We start from the raw sequence: 20522 nt of genomic DNA on the forward strand, positions 1-20522 counted from the left end.
CGGGCACAACGTGATCGGCCGTCCCCGGTACTCTGCCACCCGCGCGATGTATTCCGTTATGTCCCATGGGTGGGGGATCGGTACCAGGCGACCCAATTCCTCGAATCGCGCGGCGAGATCCTCCATTACGCCTTCCCTCGTTGATCACGTCACCCATGCCGATATTGCGGTGAGCGTAGTCGCTCATGCAGCATTGCCGCGAACGTGGCCCGGCGCTTCCGTCAGCACCACCAAAACTGTTGGTGTACGCGCAAAGCCGGGCCGCACACCAGCTCCCGCACCAGTGAATCTCTGGCGGGTTCAGCGCTGCTGATCCGGGTCGGGTGATCGTCAAACCGCCGTGCGTCCCGAATCCTCGAGGTAGGCGACGATGGCGTTGGTGAGTCCACGCCGAGCCTTGTCGAGGTCGGAGTAGGTGCCGAGTTGGCGTTCGGAGTTGATGCCGCGCATGGCGCCTGGAATCAGCGCTGCGATCTCCTCGACGCGGTCGGGGTCCACGCCGAGGTCTGCGAAGGCGTTTTGGCAGGTTTCGAGCCAGCCGTGGCCCCAGGATGCGAGCTCGGCGGCGGTGCGCGGGTAGAGCTGTTCGAGTTCGGTGTGATCGCGCGGCAACGCGGCACGCAGATTTTCGATCGCACGGGAGTCAGGGGAGGTGAGTCCCGCGTAGAGGGTGTCGATGATGCCGGCGACTCGCTGACGAAGCGGTGCCGCGGTGTCGGTGAAGGTGAGCATTTCGGCTCGCCGCTCGGCGGTGTAGTGCAGCACGGCGGCCCAGAGCCCGTCGTTATCGCCGAACTGATATTTGACCGCACCCCAGGTGGCGCCGATCTCGCGGGCGATCTTGCTGGCCGACACTGCGCCGGGGTCTCCGGTGGCCAGCGAGCGCACCGCCGCTTTCAGCATGTTCTCCCGGGTGGCATCGCCACGGCGATTCGTGCGTCGCTCATAGCCATCCCGGTCGGTCACTTTCCAGATGTTAGCGGGCGGAGCGGATCCGGCCGCATTCGAATCCCTGCCCGCTGAGCCGCTTTTCATATTTTCACAGTACCCACTGTGATAATTTCACAGCGGTCACTGTGATCTGCCGAGAGAGGACAGCGAGATGGCGAAGCCGCCGCTATCGATGAAGCCGACGGGATGGTTCCAAGTCGCATGGTCGGCCGAGGTCGGCGTCGGTGCGGTCCACCGGATGACGTATTTCGGCCAGGAGTTGGTGGCGTGGCGGGCACAGTCGGGTCTGCTGACGGTGATGGATGCGTACTGCGAGCATCTCGGCGCTCATCTCGGATTCGGTGGTCACGTCGAGGGCGAGGTCATCGAGTGCCCCTTTCATGGCTGGCAATGGAACCATGAGGGCCGCAACGTCTGCATTCCGTACGAGAAACATCCCAACCGGGGCAGGCGCATCCGCACCTATCCGGTCGTCGAGCGCAACGAATCTGTGTACATCTGGCACGACATCGACGGTCGCTCGCCCTACTTCGATGTGCCCGACGTGTTCGCCGGATTCGGCGACGACAGTGGCCCGGCCGACTACTATCCATCGGCCACCCTGTTCCGGGAACGACTGGAACTGCATCCGCAATACGTGCTCGAAAACGGTGTCGACTTCGCACATTTCAAGTTCGTGCACCAGACGCCGATCGTGCCGGTATTCACCCGGCACGACTTCGACGAACCGGTGTCCTACGTCGACTTCACGATCACCTTCGAAGGTGATGACGGACAGTCCATCGAGGATGTCAACAGTGGCGTCGAGGCGATCAATGGCGGACTCGGCGTCGCGGTGACCAAGAGTTGGGGAATGGTCGACAACCGGACCATCACGGCGGTCACCCCGGTCGACGACAGCACCTGCGATGTTCGCTTCAGCGTGTACATCGGCCGTCGGCCCAGCTCCGATCCGGCGCAGGCCGAGCGAAGAGCACAGGCGTTCGCCCAGGAGGTCATTCGCCAGTTCACCCAGGACGTGAATATCTGGCAGCACCAGCGCTACTCGGATCCACCGGCACTGTCCGGAAGTGAGTACGAGGGTTTCCACGCCATCCGCATCTGGGCCGAGCAGTTCTATCCAACGCACGAAAGCAGGCATTGATGAACGCCTCAACCAAGGCGCCGATCCGAGTGTTCCAGGTCGCCACCGGCAATGTCGGAACCGAGATGATCAAACGAATCGGCAACCATCCCGATCTCGAACTCATCGGATTGCATTGCTACACACCGGAGAAGATCGGCCGGGACGCCGGCGAGATCGCCGGTCTGGCACCGAACGGCGTCATCGCGACCGGCTCGGTCGAGGAGATCATCGCCGCCGCGCCCGACGTGCTCACCTTCCACGGCGTATTCCCCGACGAGGACCTCTACGTCCAGGTGCTCGAAGCGGGCATCGACATCGTTACCACCGCGGACTGGATTACGGGTTGGCATCGCGACACCAACCACCCGCACCCGTCGGGCAAGCCGGTGACACAGCTGCTGAGCGAGGCATGCGCCAAGGGCGGCTCGACCTTCTACGGCACCGGCATGAATCCGGGCCTGAACCAGATCCTCGGTGTGGTGTGCTCCGCCGACGTCGCCGAGATCGAGAGCATCATCACCCTCGAATCCGTCGACGTGTCGTGTCACCACTCGAAGGAGACCTGGATCGAGGTCGGCTACGGGTTACCGGTCGAGGATCCGAGCATCTCGGGCAAGCTGGAGAAATACACCAGTGTCTTCGCCGACAGCGTCTTGATGATGGCCGACTGCTTCGGTCTGGATCTAGACGGGGTCGAGTTCACATGTGAACTCGGCGCTTGCACCAAGGATATCGATCTGGGCTGGTACCGGCTGCCGAAGGGCTCGCTCGGCGGTAGTCACATCAAGTACCAGGGCATGGTCGACGGTGTTGCGAGGATCGAGACGCATCTGGAGTGGCAGATGACCCCGCACACCGACCCGAGCTGGAATATCAAGGGCTGCTACATAACTCAGATCAAGGGCGATCCGTGCATCTACAACAAGCACATGATTCTCCCGAAGCCCGGCGTCGACCTCTCCAATCCGGACAACTTCGCCTCGATCGGCATGACCGTCACCGGACTGCCCGCGCTCAATGCGATCGCGTCCGTGGTGGCTGCTCCGCCGGGACTGCTGACCAGTGCGGATCTCCCGCTGCGCGGATTCGCTGGTCGTTTCAAGAACTAGGAAACGGGGCGCGCCCACTCATTTCCCTTCTCAACTTATAACGCACCCGGGGGCTTGTGGCAAGACCCGGGTCGTGCTGCAGAATCGCTGGCCGAGGCCAGAACCTGCGGAGATGGGAAATAACCGAATGCATGTGACCGACACCGATGTGATCATCGTGGGTGCGGGCCCGACGGGGCTGATGCTGGCCGCCGAGTTGCGACTGGCCGGGGTGCGGCCGCTGGTATTGGAGCGGGCGCCGCACCCCCGAGACATCCCGAAAGCCGGTGGTATCGGCGGACAGATCCTGGAACTGCTGCGCTACCGCGGGCTGCTGGAACGCTGCGAAGCGGCCAACACCGATCCGATCCCGCCTCCCCGGTTCCCGTTCGGCGGTGTGCACGTGGACTTGACGCACCTGCCGGATCCGCCGCTGCACGCGCTGCCGCTCCCGCAGCATCGACTCGAGCGCGTGCTCGGTGAACGGGTCGGTGAACTCGGTGCGGCGATCCGCCGCGGACATGAAGTGGTCGCGGTGAGCCAGGACGACGCCACGGTGACCGCGCAGGTGCGCGGACCGGACGGGACGTACCAGGTGACCGCCCGATACCTGGTGGGCTGTGACGGCGGGCGCAGCCGGATCCGCGATATGGCGGGCATCGCATTTCCCGGTACCACGTATCCGGAGGTAAACCGGCTTGTTCAGGTCGCCGTGCACGATTCGGTGACCGTGCTCGACAATGGCGACCTCGACGTCCCGGGGTTCGGCAAGGTCCGCGCGGGTTTCACGCAAACAGAGCGCGGTATGTTCGCGAACGGGTCGACCACTCCCGGACTGCTCGGTCTATTCACCGCCGAAGACGAGTCCACCGAATACGACGACGACGAACCGATGACCCTGACCGAGTTCCAGGACAGCGTCCGCCGGGTACTCGGCGCGGATCTACCACTGGGAGAGCCGATTCGGCTGTCGCGCTTCACCTTCAAGGATCGGTTGGCCGAACGGTACCGTGCCGGGCGGATCCTGCTGGCCGGTGATGCGGCCCACCTGTTCCCGGCAACGGGTGTGGCGATCAATGCGGGCATGCTCGACACGGTCAACCTTGCCTGGAAACTGGCCGCCGACATCGACGGCTGGGCGCCGGAGGGACTGCTCGACACCTATCACGACGAACGTCACCTCGCCGGCGCGCGGACACTGCTGCACACCCGGGCCCAGGTGGCGCTGCGGCGCGGACAGGACGCGGCCGCCGAAGCGCTTCGGCAGGTCTTCCAGGAACTGCTCCTCGACGAGAAGCCATTGCGTCGCGTTGGAGCCCTCATCGCGGGCACCGACATCCGCTACCCGCTACCCAACGCCAACGAGCACGCCTTGACCGGCACCTTCGCGCCCGACCTTCCGCTCTACACCGACCAGGGCGCAACCAGCGTCGCGGAGCTCATGCACACCGCGCGGCCCATGCTGCTCGTCCTCGCCGATCGACCGGAACTCCTCGAGATCGCCCGAGACTGGCAACCCCGCATCGAAATCCACACCGCCCGAACCGATCACCGCCCAGCCGACGCCCTGCTGATTCGCCCCGACGCCCATATCGCCTGGGCGGCAACGGTCGAGGAACCCATCGATACCGCCGCGCCCGCGCTGCGAGAAGCGCTCGCCGGCTGGTTCGGCGCACCTGTCGAAACACCAGTGCCCGCCGGTCAGTCCCGCTGATCGGTCGTTGTTCCCGCCACTTCTCCCGCAGGTCCCTGCGGGAGAAGTGGCTGCGCGCCCAGAGGGTTCAGGCGTGTCCCTCACACAGTGCGCTGAGCGCGGTCAAGGACGCCAGGCGGTGCAGGAGGGCGGTTTTCGTGTGCTCGGCGTCGATCGTGGAGGTTTCAGCGAGACTCCTCGGGACCCGCACCGAAGTGCCGTCACGATGGCCCGCGGGAAGCGTACGAAGTGGACGTTAGGTGAACAACTAGTATCGCAAAAGTGTTGCCACGCAACAATAGTTGCGTCATGCTGAGGGTATGGCCAGACGGTCGAAGAGGCGGCCGGTCGGGCCGAGGTGGGGATCCGAGGATCCAAAGGGGTGCTGTCCGCGCCCCGTCGTATCCCATGCAATTCGTTGGCGACGGCGTGTCGGCTGGGTGCTGGCCGTCATCTTCGTGCTGTTCGTCTTTCCCGGACTTGTCGGCGGGCTCGCCAGTGCGCAGTACCAGGCCGCCGCGACCGGCAGCAGTGTCTCCGAAATCGACGGCCTCAGCTGGATGCACATCCGCGATTCATTCGGGGTTCCGCTGGCGAACTACGCCTTTGCGACCGATCACGGCGGCGTGCTGGATCCGGGGTCGACGATCCTCTGGGCCATTCTGGGCTTCGAATTCATCGGCTATATCGCCATCGTGACGACCGCCATCTGGTTGATCGGCAATGCGCTGAGCTTCCAGTGGCTCAATATGTTCGGCTCGGCATTGACCGGCGTCGCGGACCGGCTGACCGGCCAGATCGCGACGCCGATGCTGCTGATCACCGCGGCGACAATCGGTGCTTTCTGCGTCGCCTGGTTCTGGATGCGTGGCTATCACGCCAAGGCAATGCTGCAGATCGTCACGATGCTCGGTGTCGCGGTGCTCGGGCCGGTATTCCTGGCCGAGCCGCTGGGCGATGTGCTGTCCTCGGACGGATTGCTCGCCAAGGGTAGGGATTTGGGAATTTCGGTGGCGGCCGGGCTCAACGGCAACAACAACCCGAATCCGAACCAACTGGTGACGACCATGCAGCGCGATCTGGCGGACAACTTCGCCCGCCGCCCGGTGCAGGTGTGGAATTTCGGCCATGTGGTCGACGAGCAACCGGCCTGCCGGTCGGCCTGGTCCACGGGGATGATCGCGGGCGACGACGAACGGGTCCGCAAGGGCATGCAGGGCTGCGGTGATTCCGCCGCCTACGCCAAGGCCCAGAATCCGAGCATGGGGCAGGTCGGCACCGGTCTGATGTTGTTGATCTGTGGCGGCATCCTGTTGGTCTTCGCGGTGGTGCTCGGCATCCGGGTCATCAAGGCCGCGCTGGACGCGATCTATCACGGGTTCATGTCGATATTCGGTTTCGCCGCAGGCGGATTCGTCTACGGACCGACGCAGACCTTTCTGGTTCGCAATATCGTCGACGGCTTTGTCGCGGCGGGCCGGATGACGGCCTACACCATCTTCCTCGGCATCTATGTGCTGTTCATGGGCAATCTTTTCGCGCAGGCGAAGGGGCAGACCATGGCGGTGATCGTCATCGCGGGCACCGTCGAGATCGTCGCCATCTCCCAGCTCAAACGCCTGAGCCGCAGCCTCAGCCGGGGCAACGACTGGATCGCCAACCGGTTCGCGCTCGCCGTGCAGGGGTCTGGAGCGCGCCCTGGCGGTGGAGGCGGCGGGGGATCGGCACTCGGCATGGGTGATGCTCGGGCCGGCGGTTCGCTGCACGGCGGGCTGATGTCCGAGATGGGCATGCTGAACACGATCAATGCGTCACCCGCGACCGCGTGGCTCCTCGGGGCCACGGTGGGCCCGTTGAACCCGCTGGCGCGCAGGAAAAAGGGGATGGATCTCAACAACATCGCCGTCTCGCCGATGGTGCGGCAATTGCACGAGTACAACCACGCTGGCCGCGGAAACTGGCGGGTCAAGGCCGCCGGGCGGTTGACCGGAATAGACCGCGGAACCGGGTCCGCCCTGGGTGTCCAAAATATTCTGGACGGTCTGGGCGACAGTAAGGTCCCGGACGCGATGATCGCTCCGATTCTGCTGGCGATGGGTGCGACCGATCAGCAGGTGATCGATGCCCAGCGTGCGCTGGCCGTCCAGAAGGCCAGCATGAAAGACTACAACCCGAACGGCTTCGCGCCCCTACAGAAGGCGGTCGCTGCGGGGTATGCGGTGGAGAACCACCAAGGCATCGCCGCGCTGCCGGCATTCGCGGGGCAGGCCGTGGTCGCTGCGGACAACTTCGTGCGGCACTCCACTGCACCGATGAACCCGAACGCCGTAGATCACCAGTTCGTGCGGCGGGTCATGAATAGCGACGAACATCAGCTCAGAACCATCACCCCGGACGAATGGCGCAACGTCGGGCGCGATACTCGCCAACACATCGGACGGGAACTGGCGCTACAGCACCAGGAAGCGGCCACGAACTACTACCACAACCAGAACGACGCGAATCTTCTTCAGGCGTTGCAGCTGTCGAACCGCCAACTGGCCAACTTCAACAGCCTCGATCCGAATGGCGGACCCAACCCATGGTCTTCGTAGGCGGGCGTGTGGGCAGGCTGACAATATTCGTTAGGTGAAAGATCCGTGGTCCGGGCTCAGGATGCGGAACCTGATCTCACAGCAAGGGGAACCTATTCGCATAGCCCCGAAAACTGGTAGAAACCTGTGGGTTGAACGTGATTGCCCGGGGGCACTAGAACCAGACGGGCAGTCAGTTATGGTGACGGCCTATCGTTCGAGTACCCCGAATGATCGCGAGGCTCACCGTGCGGGACAGCGCTCCCACTACCTATCAGGAACTACGCGCCGTCCTGCAGCAGCGCTTACCGGAACTGGCCGAGGGCCAACAGCGCATAGCGCGGCTGGTATTGGACGATCCGGAAGGAACCGCATTCCGCAGCATCGGCCAGAGCGCCGAATTGGCGGGGGTGCACCGTTCCTCGCTGGTGCGCTTCGCGACCATGCTCGGCCTGCCCGGCTATCCGGGCCTGGTCGAACTCTGCCGCAGACAACTCGCCGCCGAGGCGTATCTGGTGCGTAGACCCGCCGACGCGCCGCCGCCGAGCTCGAACGACGAGTTCTTCACCGCGATAACCGAATACGACACGAACAATATGTCCCGTACCTTCGCGCGCATTGATCGCGGCGATTGGGACCGGGCGGTAGAGACGCTGGCGCATGCCTCGACCGTGCACGTCATCGGGCTGCGGCGCTGCCTGGCGATCGCATATGCCGCTACCTACCAGCTGCAGTTGGTGCGTCATCGGGTCCGCCAGCTCGGGGCGACTGCCCGGCTGCTGACCGACGAACTGCGCGATATCGAACCCGGCGACGCACTCATCGCGGTATCGATCCGGCGCTACAGCAGTGACACCGTGCGCGCGGTCGAGGCGGCGCGCCGCCGTGGCGCCACCACCATCGCCCTCACCGATGACGCGTCCTCCCCGCTGGCTCGCATCGCCGATGTGACCTTCTATGTCGGAACCGGTTCCCTCACCGTGCTGCGCTCGCTGACCGCCTTCAGCGGACTGGTGCACGCCCTGGTCACCGCCGTCGCACTGCGCCTGGAATCCGTCGGCACCGATAGCGACATCCTCGACGAGCAATTGCTCGAGTAGCCGCGCCGTTTGCCGGTGCCGTCCTCGGGTACCGCTTGGATATGACGCCCAGCCATGATCTCCGGGAGCTCGGATTGCCCGAAACGATCTCGGTGGCGCTGTTCGACCTCGACGGTGTATTGACCGATACCGCGGCGGTGCATCGGCGGGCGTGGAAGGCCGTCTTCGACGAGTTTCTGGCCGGACGGAGCCCCGGCCCATTCCAGCCGTTCACCGAATCGGACTATCTGGGCTATGTGGACGGCCGTTCGCGGGCGGACGGTATCCGTGAGTTCCTTAACTCGCGGGGGATCACGCTGCCGGAGGGCGAACCCGATGCGGCGGAGGGCGAGCCGACCGTACATGGCCTCGGCAATCGGAAGAATCGGCTGCTCCTGTCGTTCCTCGAACGCGACGGTGTACACGTCTTTCCGGGATCGCTGGCCTATTTGAAGGCGACGCGAGCGGCCGGATTGCGGACGGGTGTGGTGACCGCATCGGCGAATGCCCACGAGGTGTTGGCGGTCGCGGAGCTGACCCGGTTCGTCGATGTGTGCATCGACGGAGTCGAAATCGCCAGCCGCGGTCTGCGCGGCAAACCCGCGCCGGACGCATTTCTCGCGGCTGCGCAGGCGCTGGACGTCAAGCCGGAACAGGCGGCGGCGTTCGAGGATGCCATCGCCGGGGTGACGGCCGGTCGGGCCGGTGACTTCGGGTATGTGGTCGGCGTCGATCGAGTGCGCGATGGTACGCAGGCCGAGGCACTGCGTCGGGCCGGGGCGGATGTGGTCGTCACCGATCTGGCCGAGCTCGGGCCACCGCAATGACTGCCGACTGCCGTGGCTTCGAGATCGCGCCATGGCACTTGCGTTGGTGCGGACTGGATCTCGAGGCATTGCACCGAACCGAGTCGATCTTCGCGCTCTCCAACGGACACCTCGGGCTGCGCGGCACTTTTGAGGAGGGCGAGCCGGTCGGCAAGCCGGGCACCTACCTCAACGGATTCTACGAGAAGCGCCAATTGCCTTATGCCGAAGCGGGATACGGCTATCCCGAGGAGGGGCAGACCGTCGTCAATGTGACCGACGGGAAGATCATTCGGCTGCTCGTCGAGGACGAGCCGATGGATATGCGTTACGGCGAGGCCGTCGAGCACGAACGGGTACTGGATTTTCGGTCGGGTACGTTGCGGCGCACCACGGTCTGGACCTCGCCGACGGGTCGGTGCGTGCGAATCCGCTCGGAGCGACTGGTGTCGTTCACCGAACGCGCCCTGGCCGCGATCCGGTACGAGGTCGAACCGCTCGATGACGATCTCGAGCTGGTCATCCAATCGGATCTGCTCGCCAATGAACCGGTTCCGACCTCGCACGGTGATCCCCGGCTCGCGGCCGCACTGGATCACCCCTTGGTCGCGGACTTCTGCACCGCACGGGATTTCTCCGCGGTACTCGTCCACCACACCCGAAGATCCGGGTTGCGTATGGCTGCGGCCATGGACCACGAACTCGAGGTCGACGCGACGCCGCGGTGCACTGTGCACGCCGAGGAGGATATGGCCCGCTTGACGATCGCGGTCGATGTCGCCAAGGGGGAGCGCGTGCGATTGACGAAGTATCTCGGCTACGGATGGTCGAGTCGGCGCTCGGTACCGGCGCTGCGGGCCCAGGTCGAGGCGGCATTGGCCGCCGGCCTCGAGACCGGCTGGGATACGTTGCTGGCCCGGCAGCGCGCGTATCTGGACAACTTCTGGTCCACCGCCGATATCGAGATCGACGGGGATCCGGAACTGCAGCAGGCCGTCCGATTCGCGCTGTTCCATGTTTTACAGGCGGGCGCACGCGGTGAGACCCGCGCGATACCGTCCAAGGGGCTGACCGGGCCCGGCTATGACGGCCATTCATTTTGGGACACAGAGACTTTCGTATTGCCCGTATTGACCTATACGGTGCCGGTGGCCGCCGGCGACGCACTGCGGTGGCGGCACGCCACCCTTGACCGGGCCCGTCAGCGAGCACACGAACTCGGCCACACCGGAGCGATGTTCCCGTGGCGCTCCATCAATGGCGACGAGGGTTCCGGCTACTGGCCGACCGGCACCGCCGCGGTGCACGTCAATGCCGATATCGCCGATGCGGTGGTCCGATATCTCGCCGCGACCGGCGATAAGCATTTCGAAAGAGGATGCGGTGTCGAGTTATTGGTGGAGACCGCGCGCTCATGGGTGAGCCAGGGGCACTACGACACAGCTGGGAACTTCCGGATCGACGGCGTGACGGGTCCCGACGAATACTCCGCACTCGCCGATAACAACATCTATACGAATCTGATGGCACAGCGGAACCTCGATGAAGCCGCCGAAGCCTGTGTGCGCCAGCCGGATATAGCCGAGCAGTTGGATGTCGATGCGGAGGAGATCCGCGGCTGGCGCGACCGTGCCAAACGTATGTTCCTGCCCTATAACGAGAAACTCGGGGTGCACGAGCAATCCGAGGGTTTCACCGACCATGCCCGCTGGGACTTCGCCGCGACGCCGCCGGAGAAGTATCCGCTGATGCTGTATTACCCGTACTTCGATCTGTATCGCAAGCAGGTCGTCAAACAGGCCGACCTGACCTTGGCAATGTACTTGTGTCCCGACGCTTTCACCCCCGGGCAGAAGGCGCGCAACTTCGATTATTACGAGGCACTGACCGTCCGCGACTCATCGCTGTCGGCCGCTGGCCAGTCCGTTATGGCCGCCGAGGTCGGCCATCTCTCGCTCGCCTTCGACTATTTCGCCGAAGCCGCACTGACCGACCTGCACGATCTGCATCACAATGTCGCCAACGGCCTGCATATGGCCTCACTCGCCGGAGCATGGCTATGCTGTGTCTTCGGTTTCGGCGGCATGCGCGACCACCGTGGTGAATTAAGTTTCGCACCACGACTTCCCACGAATATCGGGCGCTTGGCCTTCCGAATCATCTGGCGCGGCAGTGGCATAGCCGTCGAGATCACCCCCCATTCCGCGACTTATCGACTGCTGTCCGGAGATTCGGTCGTCCTGCGCCACCACGGTCGCGATACGACACTCAGCAAGGTCGCGGTGACGCTGCCGATCCCGCGGCAATCCGATCGACCCGAGCCATTGCTACCCAAGGGCCGGGCGCCATATCGGCGGGGGTAGCGGTACGAAGGAGCGGGCATGCCATCGTTCACCGAGTCCGAGTATTGGTTGGGCAGACTGGTTTTCCAGCACGGCCTGGCCGTCATCTATCTGATCGCCTTCGTGGCGGCGGCGCGGCAATTCCGAGCGCTCATCGGTGCGAAGGGGATGTTGCCGGTGCCCCGATTCGTCCGGCGGGTCGAATTTCGCCGGGCTCCCAGCATCTTCCATTTCCACTATTCGGATCGGTTCTTCGCTTCGATCGCCTGGTCCGGTGCGGCGCTGTCGGCCGCGGTGGTGGCCGGTGTGCTGCATCTGGTGCCGCTGTGGGTGGCGATGCTGCTGTGGGCGGTGTTGTGGGCGCTGTACCTGTCGATCGTGAATGTGGGGCAGGCGTGGTACGCGTTCGGGTGGGAGTCGTTGCTGCTGGAGGCCGGATTCCTGGCGATCTTCCTCGGCAATGATCGGGTCGCGCCGCCGGTGCTGGTGCTGTGGTTGGCGCGGTGGCTGCTGTTCCGGGTGGAGTTCGGCGCCGGTCTGATCAAGGTGCGTGGCGATACCTGCTGGCGCGATCTGACCTGCCTGTACTACCACCATGAGACCCAGCCGATGCCCGGCCCGCTGAGTTGGTTCTTCCATCGCCTGCCCAAACCGCTGCATCGAGTGGAGGTGGCGGCCAATCATTTCGCCCAACTCGTTGTGCCCTGGGGACTTTTCGCACCGCAACCGGTGGCGAGCGTGGCCGCCGCGTTCATCATCGTCACCCAACTGTGGCTGGTGCTGTCCGGCAATTTCGCCTGGTTGAACTGGGTGACGATTCTGTTGGCCACCACTGTGATCGATGTGCCTTCGGCGAAAGCGGTTCTGCCCGTGCCCGATCCGCCGTCGATGCCCGCGGCGGCGCCGTGGTTCGCGGGTCTGGTGATCGCGTGCACTGTTCTGGTGGTGTTGCTGAGCTACTGGCCCGCCCGCAATCTGATTTCGCGCCAGCAGCGCATGAATGCGTCCTTCAACCCACTACACCTGGTCAATACCTACGGTGCGTTCGGCAGTATCGGCCGAACCCGCGAGGAGGTGGTGTTCGAGGGCACCGACGAGGCGCAGATCACCGACCGGACACTGTGGCGGGAGTACGAGTTCAAGGGTAAGCCGGGGGATCCGCGGCGATGGCCACGGCAATGGGCTCCGTACCACCTGAGGCTGGACTGGCTGATGTGGTTCGCCGCGATCTCCCCCTCCTACGCCCGCAGCTGGCTGCTCGCCTTCGTCGAGCGACTGCTGCGCAACGACCCTGCGACCCTGCGGCTACTGCGCCGCTGTCCCTTCCATGATGCGCCGCCGACGTATGTGCGAGCGCGAATCTACCTGTACCGCTTCGCGACTCGGGACGAACTCCAGCACGAGCACACATTGTGGCGCCGCACCCTGGTCGGTGAGTATCTCCCGCCGATGGCGCTGAATCAGTAGTAGCCGCGGCCGGCCGCGCCGCCGGAGGCCGACCAGACCTCGGTGATCAGGCCGGAGGTGAAGCGCAGGATATCGGTGCCGCTCACGTCGACCTGCTCGCCATTCGGTCCGGTGAACGCCGAACCGTACGGCCTTGCCACGAATCCCGTTCGGGTGTCGTCTATTTCGACGACCGGCTCGCCCTGGGGTGTGAACCGGACCCCGGGACGCTGTTCGTGGAATTCGGCGATCCTGGCGGCGAAGGTCTGCGGGTCGTGGATATCGTCGTATTGGCTGGCGCCCGGCTGGGCGTAGCGCAGGGTGAATTCGGGGGCCATGATCTTGTCCGCGAGCGCCAAGTCGCCGTTCCACATCGCGGTCCATTCGTCGAACAGGGTGATGCCGAAGTCGCGCATCGTTACTCCTCGATAGTCTCATTGATACGGTCTCGATGGTATTAACTTATAGTCTCAGTGAGACGGTGTCAATGAGATGGAGAAGGCATGCCGGATCTCGGGCCGCAGGACCACATCGTGCTCGGGCTTATCGCCCGGCATGGACCGCTCACCCCCTATGAGTTGAAGGCCAAGCTCGAGGAGAGCATCGACTACTTCTGGCCGGTGCCGCATGCCCAGCTCTATCGAATTCCCGTGCGCCTGGCCGAGCAGGGGTTGCTCGATGAGGAGGCCGAGCAAGGCGGCCGGCGGCGTCGACTCTTCCATCTCACCGATGCGGGTCGGGCCGAACTGAAGCGCTGGCTCGCCGATCCACAGAGCCCGCCCGCCGAGACCCGCGATCCGGCACAGCTCAAGCTCTTCTTCGCCGATCTGGGCGCTGCGGGTGATGTGGTCGCCCTGGCGAACAGTGAGGCCGCCCAGCATCGTCGCCTCCTCGAGCAGTATCGATCGCTATACACCGATATCGACCCGAACGACAAGGTGCGCGCGGTGTCCCGTGCGCGCATCCTGCGCCTGGGCATCCTGCACGAACAGGCCTATGCCGAGTTCTGGGAAGGCCTCGCCGCCGACCCCGAATATCGGGACCAGCGGCGGAAGTAGTCAGCTGCGACGGGCGCGCTTGACGAAGCGGACGCTGAGGGCGATCAGCGGGGTGAAGAAGATGATCGACAGGACCGGCGAGAGCCAAGCCATGGTGTGGATGGGCAGTTGATAGGCCAGCAGGATGCGGACGGTGGCTTCCGCGACGAGGCCGACGCCCCAGGCAATGGCCAGGGTGTTGAAGCCGCGGCGCTTGGCCGGGTTCGCCCGGTAGGACGCCTCGAATTCGGCGAGCTCGGCCGGTCCGGCGGCCGCGACTGCCTTGCGCGCGGACAGGTAGGTCAGCGGTTTGCCGACCACGGTGCTGATCAGGAAGGCGATACCGACGATCGCGGTGCCCGCGGAATCCTTGACGATCATCATCCGGGGGTCGCCGCTGATCAGCGAACCGATCAGACCGAAGGCGAAGACGCCGAGCATGATCGCGGCGAACGGTTCGAGGCGCCGCGTTCGGATCGTCTCGATGAGCAGCACCGCGCCCGAGAACAGGGTGCCGGCGAGCAGACCGGTGAAGTCGCTGTAGCCGAGGCCGGTCAGCAGGAAGTACGCGCCGATCGGCACCGCGACATCGCGGGCGATCGAGGCCAGTGCGCGAATCGGGTTGAAGCGTGGCGCGGCGGTCGGCTCCGCCGCGGACGGTGCGGTGGTCGTCATTACGGGTGCTCCTGGCTGGTGAATTCGGCTGTGCACTACGCGAAATGACGTTACGGATCGACGGTGGGCGACAAATCTGCCAACCATCACGGGTCCGGCATGACAACTGTCATGCCGGACCGCCTACCGACGGAACTGTCGGATCGGCCTGCCTGCGAGCATACGCACGAAAAGCGCGGCAAAACGCAAGTGGCCCAGTGCCTCTCGTCTCGTGAAGGCGACCGACCACACCGTTCTCGTGCCCGCCGCGGGCAGTGGACGATTGTCGAATCGATCCGCCACCCAGTTCATGGTGGCCGGTGCGCCGATGAACAGCAGCGGCATATGCAGGCTGAGGCGGTCGCGCAGATAGCGCACATGCGCGCCGCGGACCGTGTAGCGGGCAACGTGCTGGTCGATATCGTCGACGGCGATGAGCTCGTCATTGACGCCCTGGATGACGAGCATCGGCATGGCGGGCGCATGCACGCCGGGACGGATATCGGCCATGATCTGCTGCAGGCCCGGTTCGGCGAGTAGATCGGCGAAGGTGCGGTGGCTGTAGTCGTCGACGTTCTTGCCCATCAACCGGAACAGCAGATGGAGTGTGGTGCGCGTTTCGGCATCGGTGAGCAGATCGAGGAATTCGGTCTTCACATGGGCGCGCAGGATGCGATCCAGATCCGCGTAGGCTCGGCGCAGTCCGGCCACGCACACCGTCGCGAAACCAGCGAAGAAGGTGCCGTTCAACCGCGCGAAGGCCGAACCGGGATCGCCGACCGGTGAGCCGGCGACCGCGCCGACGATATCGAGTTCGGGTGCGTATTCGGCCGCCAGTTCCGCCGTCCAGGCGGTGGCGAGGCCGCCGCCCGAATAACCCCACAGCGCAACGGGAGTCGCATCGGTCAGGCCGAGCGGGGCGAAGCGCAGGCTCGCGCGGATGGCGTCGAGGGATCGGTAGCCGGGTTCGCGTGGCACGCCGAAATGTCCGGTCAGCCCGCCGTGGTCGGGCACCGAGATCGCCCAGCCGCGGGCCAGTGCATAGGTGATGACGGGCAGTTCGATCTGCGGAATCGAGCCGAGCGCCCGCGCGCCCCGCCGCAACGCGTATGACGGCAGACATTTCGAGCTGACGCCGTCGATGGCGCACTGGAAAGAGACCAGCGGCCGCGGCTCGCGCGGGTCGGCACCCCATGGCAGCAGCACCGTGGTAACCGCCGCCTCCGCGGTGCCGTGCAAGTTGCTGGTGCGGTACAGCAGCTGCCAGGCCGAAAACTTCAGTGGCACACGGCCGAACAGTGCGAGCTCGACCGCACGCGTCCGCAGGATGGTGCCGGGGGCGAAGCGTGCGAAACCGGCCGGCGGCCGATAGAACCGATCCAGCTCCGGTTGTAGTGGCCGACCCGAACGAAACATTTCGGCAACCGGGTGTGCCGGTTCCCTTCCAGCGTCGGCCTGCACGCTCATTCCTGTACATCCTTTCGAAGGCGCACCGGCACGGTGTCTTATTTGAAATGACGCCGGAATACCGATACTCAACGTAGCAATGCGGGGAGGGAAAAATAATTGTCCCGAAACACAATTGAGGCGGGTGTTTTTCTCCTAACCGCTGTGTCGACGGTGACTGTCGTCACTCGGAGCGCAGTGGAACGCGCAGGTGAGCAGGGTCATGCTGAGATGAGTTGTCACTACACACGGACGAGAAGAATCCACGGAAATCTTGTCTTCAGAGACAAACCGAGCGATTACGAGATTCATCAGTAAATGGCTGGGTTGGGTAACGTGCAAGTCATGCCCGTGGTCCTGCCCCCGCTGTCCAAAGACGCCCCGATAATCGCCCGACTGGTTCGTCGGTTACCCGAAATCGCCGAACGCATGCTCGCGGCGGGCCTGGGCTCGACACCGCCGGCCGCGGATCTGCCGGACGGGCATTTCACCGACGAGGTGCTGCCCGCGATCGCCGGATGCGGCCAGGCCTTCCTGCGTGCGGTCCAGGAGCAGCGGGTGTTCACCGGGGCCGAGGTGATCGAATTCGTCGGTCCGGTGGCCGAGCGGCATGCCGAGGACCGAATTCCATTGGGGCTGTTGATGCATGCGGTACACGGCTCCGGTCAGGTGATCCTGCAGGAGGCGGCGACAGTGGCCACGCCGGAGGACATGCACGATCTGATCGCCTTCGGCGCTCGGCTGCTCGATCTGCTGCGGGATATCAATGTCGCCGTGGTGGAGGCGTATACCGATGTGGAGCAGTCGATCTACCATGCCGAACGCGAGGCGCGTCGGGCGCTGTGTTCGGCGCTGTTGCGTGGCCAGGCCGCGGAGGAACTGGCGGCACGCGCGGATGTCGTTCTCGCGGAACGTTATACCGTGCTCGCCATTCACATCCGGCCGGACGATCACCCGATCGTGGTCGCCGATCTGCTCACCCGTCGTCGAATCCGGGTGTTGCAACGGGCATTGGACGGGATCGCCGGAACCAAGGCGTTGAGCACATTCGACGGCACGACCGGAATCGCGCTGCTGCCCAGCGGATCCGATTCCAAGGAGTACGAGCGGCTGGCCGCCGAACTCACCGAACAGTTCGGTGTCGATGTCTTCCTCGCCGAACGTCGCGCGGTCGAGCGGGAGCTGCTGCCGCATGCGGTACAGGAGGCGACCGATCTGGCCGAACTGGCCCGCCTGCTCAACCGGCCGAGCGGACTGTACGACCTGGATGATCTACTACTCGAGTATCAGCTGACCCGTCCGGGTCCGGCCCGGGACCGGCTTGCCGACCGCATTGCCCCGCTGCTGTTGCGCTCGCATCTGTTCGAGGCGCTGGAGGCGCATCTGCGGCACGGATCCGATCGCAAGGCGGCTGCGGCCGAAGTGCACGTGCACCCCAATACCTTCAGCTATCGGCTCAAGCGCATCGCCGAACTCACCGGTATCGATCCGAGTGAGCCCAACGGTTCGCGGTTACTGGCGGCGGCGCTCATGGTGCATCGGTTCTATCCGGTCGGTGAGGCGGCGGAGGTCGTCGAGGGGGACCGATTGCCGGGATGAACCGAGTACCGCGCTGATCCGTGAGGTGAGGGAGATACTTGGGCCGCACCGCTGCTGCGGTCACGAACGCTGGGAGCGCCTCATGTCGACGATCAACGGGTTACCCGCGCACGTGCTGCTGGTGCACCTCATCGTGGTCTTCGTACCGCTGACCGCGGGGCTGCTCATCTTGTCGGCAGTATGGCCTCCGGCTCGCCGGCGGCTGATCTGGCTGGTTACCGCGTTGGCCGCGATCACTGTCGCCCTGACACCGGTGACGACCGAGGCGGGGGAGTGGCTTCAGCACAAGCTCGGCGGATCTCCCGCCATCGATGAGCACGCGGATCTCGGCAACACGATGATCTACTTCGTGGTGCCGCTATTGCTCGTAGCGGCCTTGCTCATCGTCGTCCACCTGCGCGATGAGCGTGGTCGTCCGGTGGGGCGCGTGGTCACTGTGCTGGCGGCGGTATTGGCGATCGCCGCCGGCGGTGCGGCGACCACACAGGTGTATCGCATCGGAGATTCGGGCTCGCATGCCGTGTGGGGTGCCCAAGCGCCGTAACGCCATGTTCTCGATCGCTTCGGGCCGCATTCGGTGCCGCCGCGCGGACCACAACCATGCCGCGGTTCGGACACGACACGGCAATCGTCTCGATCAACGCCCCATTGAAGGGCCCCGGAATCGTCGCGTTCCCGCGCAGATTGCGCACGATCGATTTCGAGTGGACCAGGCACTTCTCATCGACCCGCCGGCGCCGAAATTAGAACATGTTCTACCATGTGACGCAGTAGCTAGGAGGAACTGCCATGCCGCTGGATTCGAAAGCCAAGGACCTGATCGCGGCCGTCCAGGCGTCACCGCGTGCGGTGGCGGCACATGACAAGGCGGCCTGGGTCGAGTTGTTCACCGCCGAGGCGACGGTCAACGATCCGGTCGGTTCCCGCCCACATATCGGCCGCGCGGCGATCGAACGGTTCTACGACACCTTCATCGGCCCCAATACCATCGCCTTCCAGGTCGACCACGACTTCGTCGGCCCGTCGACCGTAGTCCGCGACCTGCTGATCCGCACCACCATGTCGACCGGCGCCACCGTCGCGGTGCCCATGCACCTGCGCTACGACCTCGTCGAGGAGGACGGCGTCTGGAAGATCACCCGGCTGGCCGCCCATTGGGAGTTGGCCGCGATGATCGTGCAGCTGCTGCGCACCGGACTGCCCGGACTCGGCGCCGCACTGAAATTGGGCCCGCAGCTGATCGCCAATCAGGGCTTCGACGGCATGCTCGCCATGATGCAGGCACTGCGCGGTATCGGCCGATCGGGCAAACGCGTTGCGGCCCAGATATTCTCGGCCGCTGCGGCGACGGATATCTCGCGGGTTCGTCGGCTGCTCGGCGAGCGCACGACCATCGAACTCCCGGCCGGAACCAGAATCTCGCTGGAGGAATTCACGAATCGGGCGCGAAATATGCAGTGGGACAAGCTGATCGCGGCCGGACGCACGGTGAGTGCGAGTGTCCGGCTCGACGCGGCCCAAGGTGTCGCATTCGTCGACTTCGCCCCTGACAGTCGACGAATCACCGGCATTCGCATATTCATTCACTCGATCTAGTGGCAGTCCGCGGCGGCCGTAAGCCGCCGCGGAAGGAAACTATGCGGCGACCGAGCCCTCGCGCGCTGAGGCTGGGATGACCTGCGGATCGACCTGCGCCGCTTCGGTCCAACCGGGCGGGCCGAAGATGTATCCGAGGCGCCCGCGCCACGTATTCGCATGGCGCACATCGCTGATCAGCGCCCCGAGTTCGTGATAGTTGACCTTCAGCGGGTTGTCGGTGCCGATGTTCTTGGTGAGGCCGTAGCGGATGGGTTCGCTCTCCGCGGCGAAACTGCCGAAGAGCCGATCCCAGATGATGAAGACGCCGCCGTAGTTCTTATCGATATAGGGCTGATTCGAACCGTGGTGGATGCGGTGATGCGCCGGGGTGTTGAACAGGAACTCGATCGGGCGTGGCAGGGTCCGGATGCGCTGGGTGTGGATCGGGAACTGGTAGAGCAGCCCGATGGTCTGCAGCAGGAAGATCATCCACGCCGGCATGCCGATCAAAGCCGCTGGCACCCAGGCGAATCCGCGCACAATGGTGGCGGCCGGATGCACCCAGGGCAGGCGGATGGCAGTGGACAGATTGAAGTACTGACTGGAGTGGTGGACGCTGTGCGAGGTCCACAGCAGCCGGACCCGATGGTCGGCTCGATGGGCCCAGTAGTAGCAGAAGTCGGTGACCACCAGCCCGAGCACCCACACCCACCATGTGGTCGGCGACAGGTGCAGCGGGGTGATCGCGGCCGCGACCACCACCGCCGAGAACGGAATCAGATACTGCAGCACCGGCTTCAGGAATCGGCCGAGCAGATAGGTGGTGATATTGGAGGCCATATCCCGCCCGGAGTGACCGTTGGCCGGGCGATCCGGATCGCGGCGATAGTCGATCCATTCCACGAACATGAGTACGGCGAACGCCGGTATGGCGTAGATGAATAACTGCGCACCGATCACGATGGCTCCTCCACTCTGCTGCTTCACCGCCACGTTACGGGCGCTGGCCTGGGAAAACATCGCGCTGACGAGGGATTTGCGGTCCCCCGGACGGGGGATGTGCCGCGGCTGGCGCCCAGGCAGAGTTCGGTCCGAGGAATACGG

Annotated in this window: 17 protein-coding genes; 12 read left to right on the forward strand and 5 right to left on the reverse strand. The window is 64.6% G+C overall.

Annotated elements, in window-relative coordinates; all coding sequences use genetic code 11:
* Positions 1 to 330: 330 nt before the first annotated feature.
* A complete protein-coding gene (locus AB0J47_RS40170) occupies positions 331 to 903 on the reverse strand; it encodes a TetR/AcrR family transcriptional regulator (protein WP_364359345.1) in 573 nt (190 codons plus the stop codon).
* A 199-nt stretch (positions 904 to 1102) separates the two neighbouring features.
* On the opposite strand from AB0J47_RS40170, the gene AB0J47_RS40175 reads away from it, so the two are divergent.
* The 8 genes from AB0J47_RS40175 (at position 1103) to AB0J47_RS40210 (ending at position 13125) form a co-directional block, all read left to right on the forward strand.
* Positions 1103 to 2095 carry a Rieske 2Fe-2S domain-containing protein gene (locus AB0J47_RS40175; protein ID WP_364359270.1) on the forward strand — a complete coding sequence of 331 codons (993 nt, stop codon included), beginning with the start codon at positions 1103 to 1105 and terminating at the stop codon, positions 2093 to 2095.
* Entirely contained in the window at positions 2095 to 3186 is a 1092-nt protein-coding gene (locus tag AB0J47_RS40180; RefSeq protein WP_364359273.1) for a dihydrodipicolinate reductase, read from the forward strand. The genes AB0J47_RS40175 and AB0J47_RS40180 overlap by 1 nt, the downstream gene beginning before the upstream one ends.
* Positions 3187 to 3298: 112 nt before the next feature.
* A complete protein-coding gene (locus AB0J47_RS40185; RefSeq protein WP_364359276.1) occupies positions 3299 to 4879 on the forward strand; it encodes an FAD-dependent monooxygenase in 1581 nt (526 codons plus the stop codon).
* Positions 4880 to 5298: 419 nt separating this feature from the next.
* Positions 5299 to 7452 carry a hypothetical protein gene (locus AB0J47_RS40190; protein WP_364359279.1) on the forward strand — a complete coding sequence of 718 codons (2154 nt, stop codon included), beginning with the start codon at positions 5299 to 5301 and terminating at the stop codon, positions 7450 to 7452.
* A 209-nt stretch (positions 7453 to 7661) separates the two neighbouring features.
* Positions 7662 to 8531 carry a MurR/RpiR family transcriptional regulator gene (locus AB0J47_RS40195; protein WP_364359282.1) on the forward strand — a complete coding sequence of 290 codons (870 nt, stop codon included), beginning with the start codon at positions 7662 to 7664 and terminating at the stop codon, positions 8529 to 8531.
* A 41-nt stretch (positions 8532 to 8572) separates the two neighbouring features.
* Entirely contained in the window at positions 8573 to 9337 is a 765-nt protein-coding gene (locus AB0J47_RS40200; protein ID WP_364359285.1) for a beta-phosphoglucomutase family hydrolase, read from the forward strand.
* On the forward strand, positions 9334 to 11679 hold the full coding sequence (locus AB0J47_RS40205; protein WP_364359288.1) for a glycosyl hydrolase family 65 protein: 2346 nt from the start codon (positions 9334 to 9336) through the stop codon (positions 11677 to 11679). The genes AB0J47_RS40200 and AB0J47_RS40205 overlap by 4 nt, the downstream gene beginning before the upstream one ends.
* Positions 11680 to 11697: 18 nt before the next feature.
* A complete protein-coding gene (locus tag AB0J47_RS40210) occupies positions 11698 to 13125 on the forward strand; it encodes a lipase maturation factor family protein (RefSeq protein ID WP_364359291.1) in 1428 nt (475 codons plus the stop codon).
* On the opposite strand, the gene AB0J47_RS40215 is transcribed toward AB0J47_RS40210, so the two are convergent.
* On the reverse strand, positions 13119 to 13520 hold the full coding sequence (locus AB0J47_RS40215) for a nuclear transport factor 2 family protein (RefSeq protein ID WP_364359294.1): 402 nt from the start codon (positions 13518 to 13520) through the stop codon (positions 13119 to 13121). The genes AB0J47_RS40210 and AB0J47_RS40215 overlap by 7 nt on opposite strands.
* An 87-nt stretch (positions 13521 to 13607) precedes the next feature.
* Here AB0J47_RS40215 and AB0J47_RS40220 point away from each other — a divergent pair, with 87 nt between their 5' ends.
* The gene (locus AB0J47_RS40220) at positions 13608 to 14162 is read left to right on the forward strand and encodes a PadR family transcriptional regulator (RefSeq protein WP_364359297.1); all 555 of its coding nucleotides are present in this window, start codon (positions 13608 to 13610) and stop codon (positions 14160 to 14162) included.
* On the opposite strand, the gene AB0J47_RS40225 is transcribed toward AB0J47_RS40220, so the two are convergent.
* A complete protein-coding gene (locus AB0J47_RS40225; RefSeq protein ID WP_364359300.1) occupies positions 14163 to 14816 on the reverse strand; it encodes a VC0807 family protein in 654 nt (217 codons plus the stop codon).
* 123 nt (positions 14817 to 14939) lie between these two features.
* Entirely contained in the window at positions 14940 to 16262 is a 1323-nt protein-coding gene (locus AB0J47_RS40230; protein ID WP_364359303.1) for a lipase family protein, read from the reverse strand.
* Positions 16263 to 16586: 324 nt separating this feature from the next.
* On the opposite strand from AB0J47_RS40230, the gene AB0J47_RS40235 reads away from it, so the two are divergent.
* From AB0J47_RS40235 to AB0J47_RS40245, 3 genes are all read left to right on the forward strand, one after another.
* Positions 16587 to 17840 (forward strand): helix-turn-helix domain-containing protein, encoded by a 1254-nt coding sequence (locus AB0J47_RS40235; protein WP_364359306.1) that lies wholly within the window; start codon positions 16587 to 16589, stop codon positions 17838 to 17840.
* Between the two features lie 82 nt (positions 17841 to 17922).
* Positions 17923 to 18384 carry a DUF2231 domain-containing protein gene (locus AB0J47_RS40240; protein ID WP_364359309.1) on the forward strand — a complete coding sequence of 154 codons (462 nt, stop codon included), beginning with the start codon at positions 17923 to 17925 and terminating at the stop codon, positions 18382 to 18384.
* A 245-nt stretch (positions 18385 to 18629) separates the two neighbouring features.
* On the forward strand, positions 18630 to 19436 hold the full coding sequence (locus AB0J47_RS40245; protein ID WP_364359312.1) for a nuclear transport factor 2 family protein: 807 nt from the start codon (positions 18630 to 18632) through the stop codon (positions 19434 to 19436).
* Between the two features lie 39 nt (positions 19437 to 19475).
* Here the strand turns inward: AB0J47_RS40245 and AB0J47_RS40250 are convergent, their stop codons facing one another.
* Positions 19476 to 20378 carry a sterol desaturase family protein gene (locus AB0J47_RS40250; protein WP_364359315.1) on the reverse strand — a complete coding sequence of 301 codons (903 nt, stop codon included), beginning with the start codon at positions 20376 to 20378 and terminating at the stop codon, positions 19476 to 19478.
* Positions 20379 to 20522 lie beyond the last annotated feature (144 nt).

The sequence above is a fragment of the Nocardia sp. NPDC049737 genome, from assembly GCF_040674755.1.
GTDB lineage: Bacteria > Actinomycetota > Actinomycetes > Mycobacteriales > Mycobacteriaceae > Nocardia.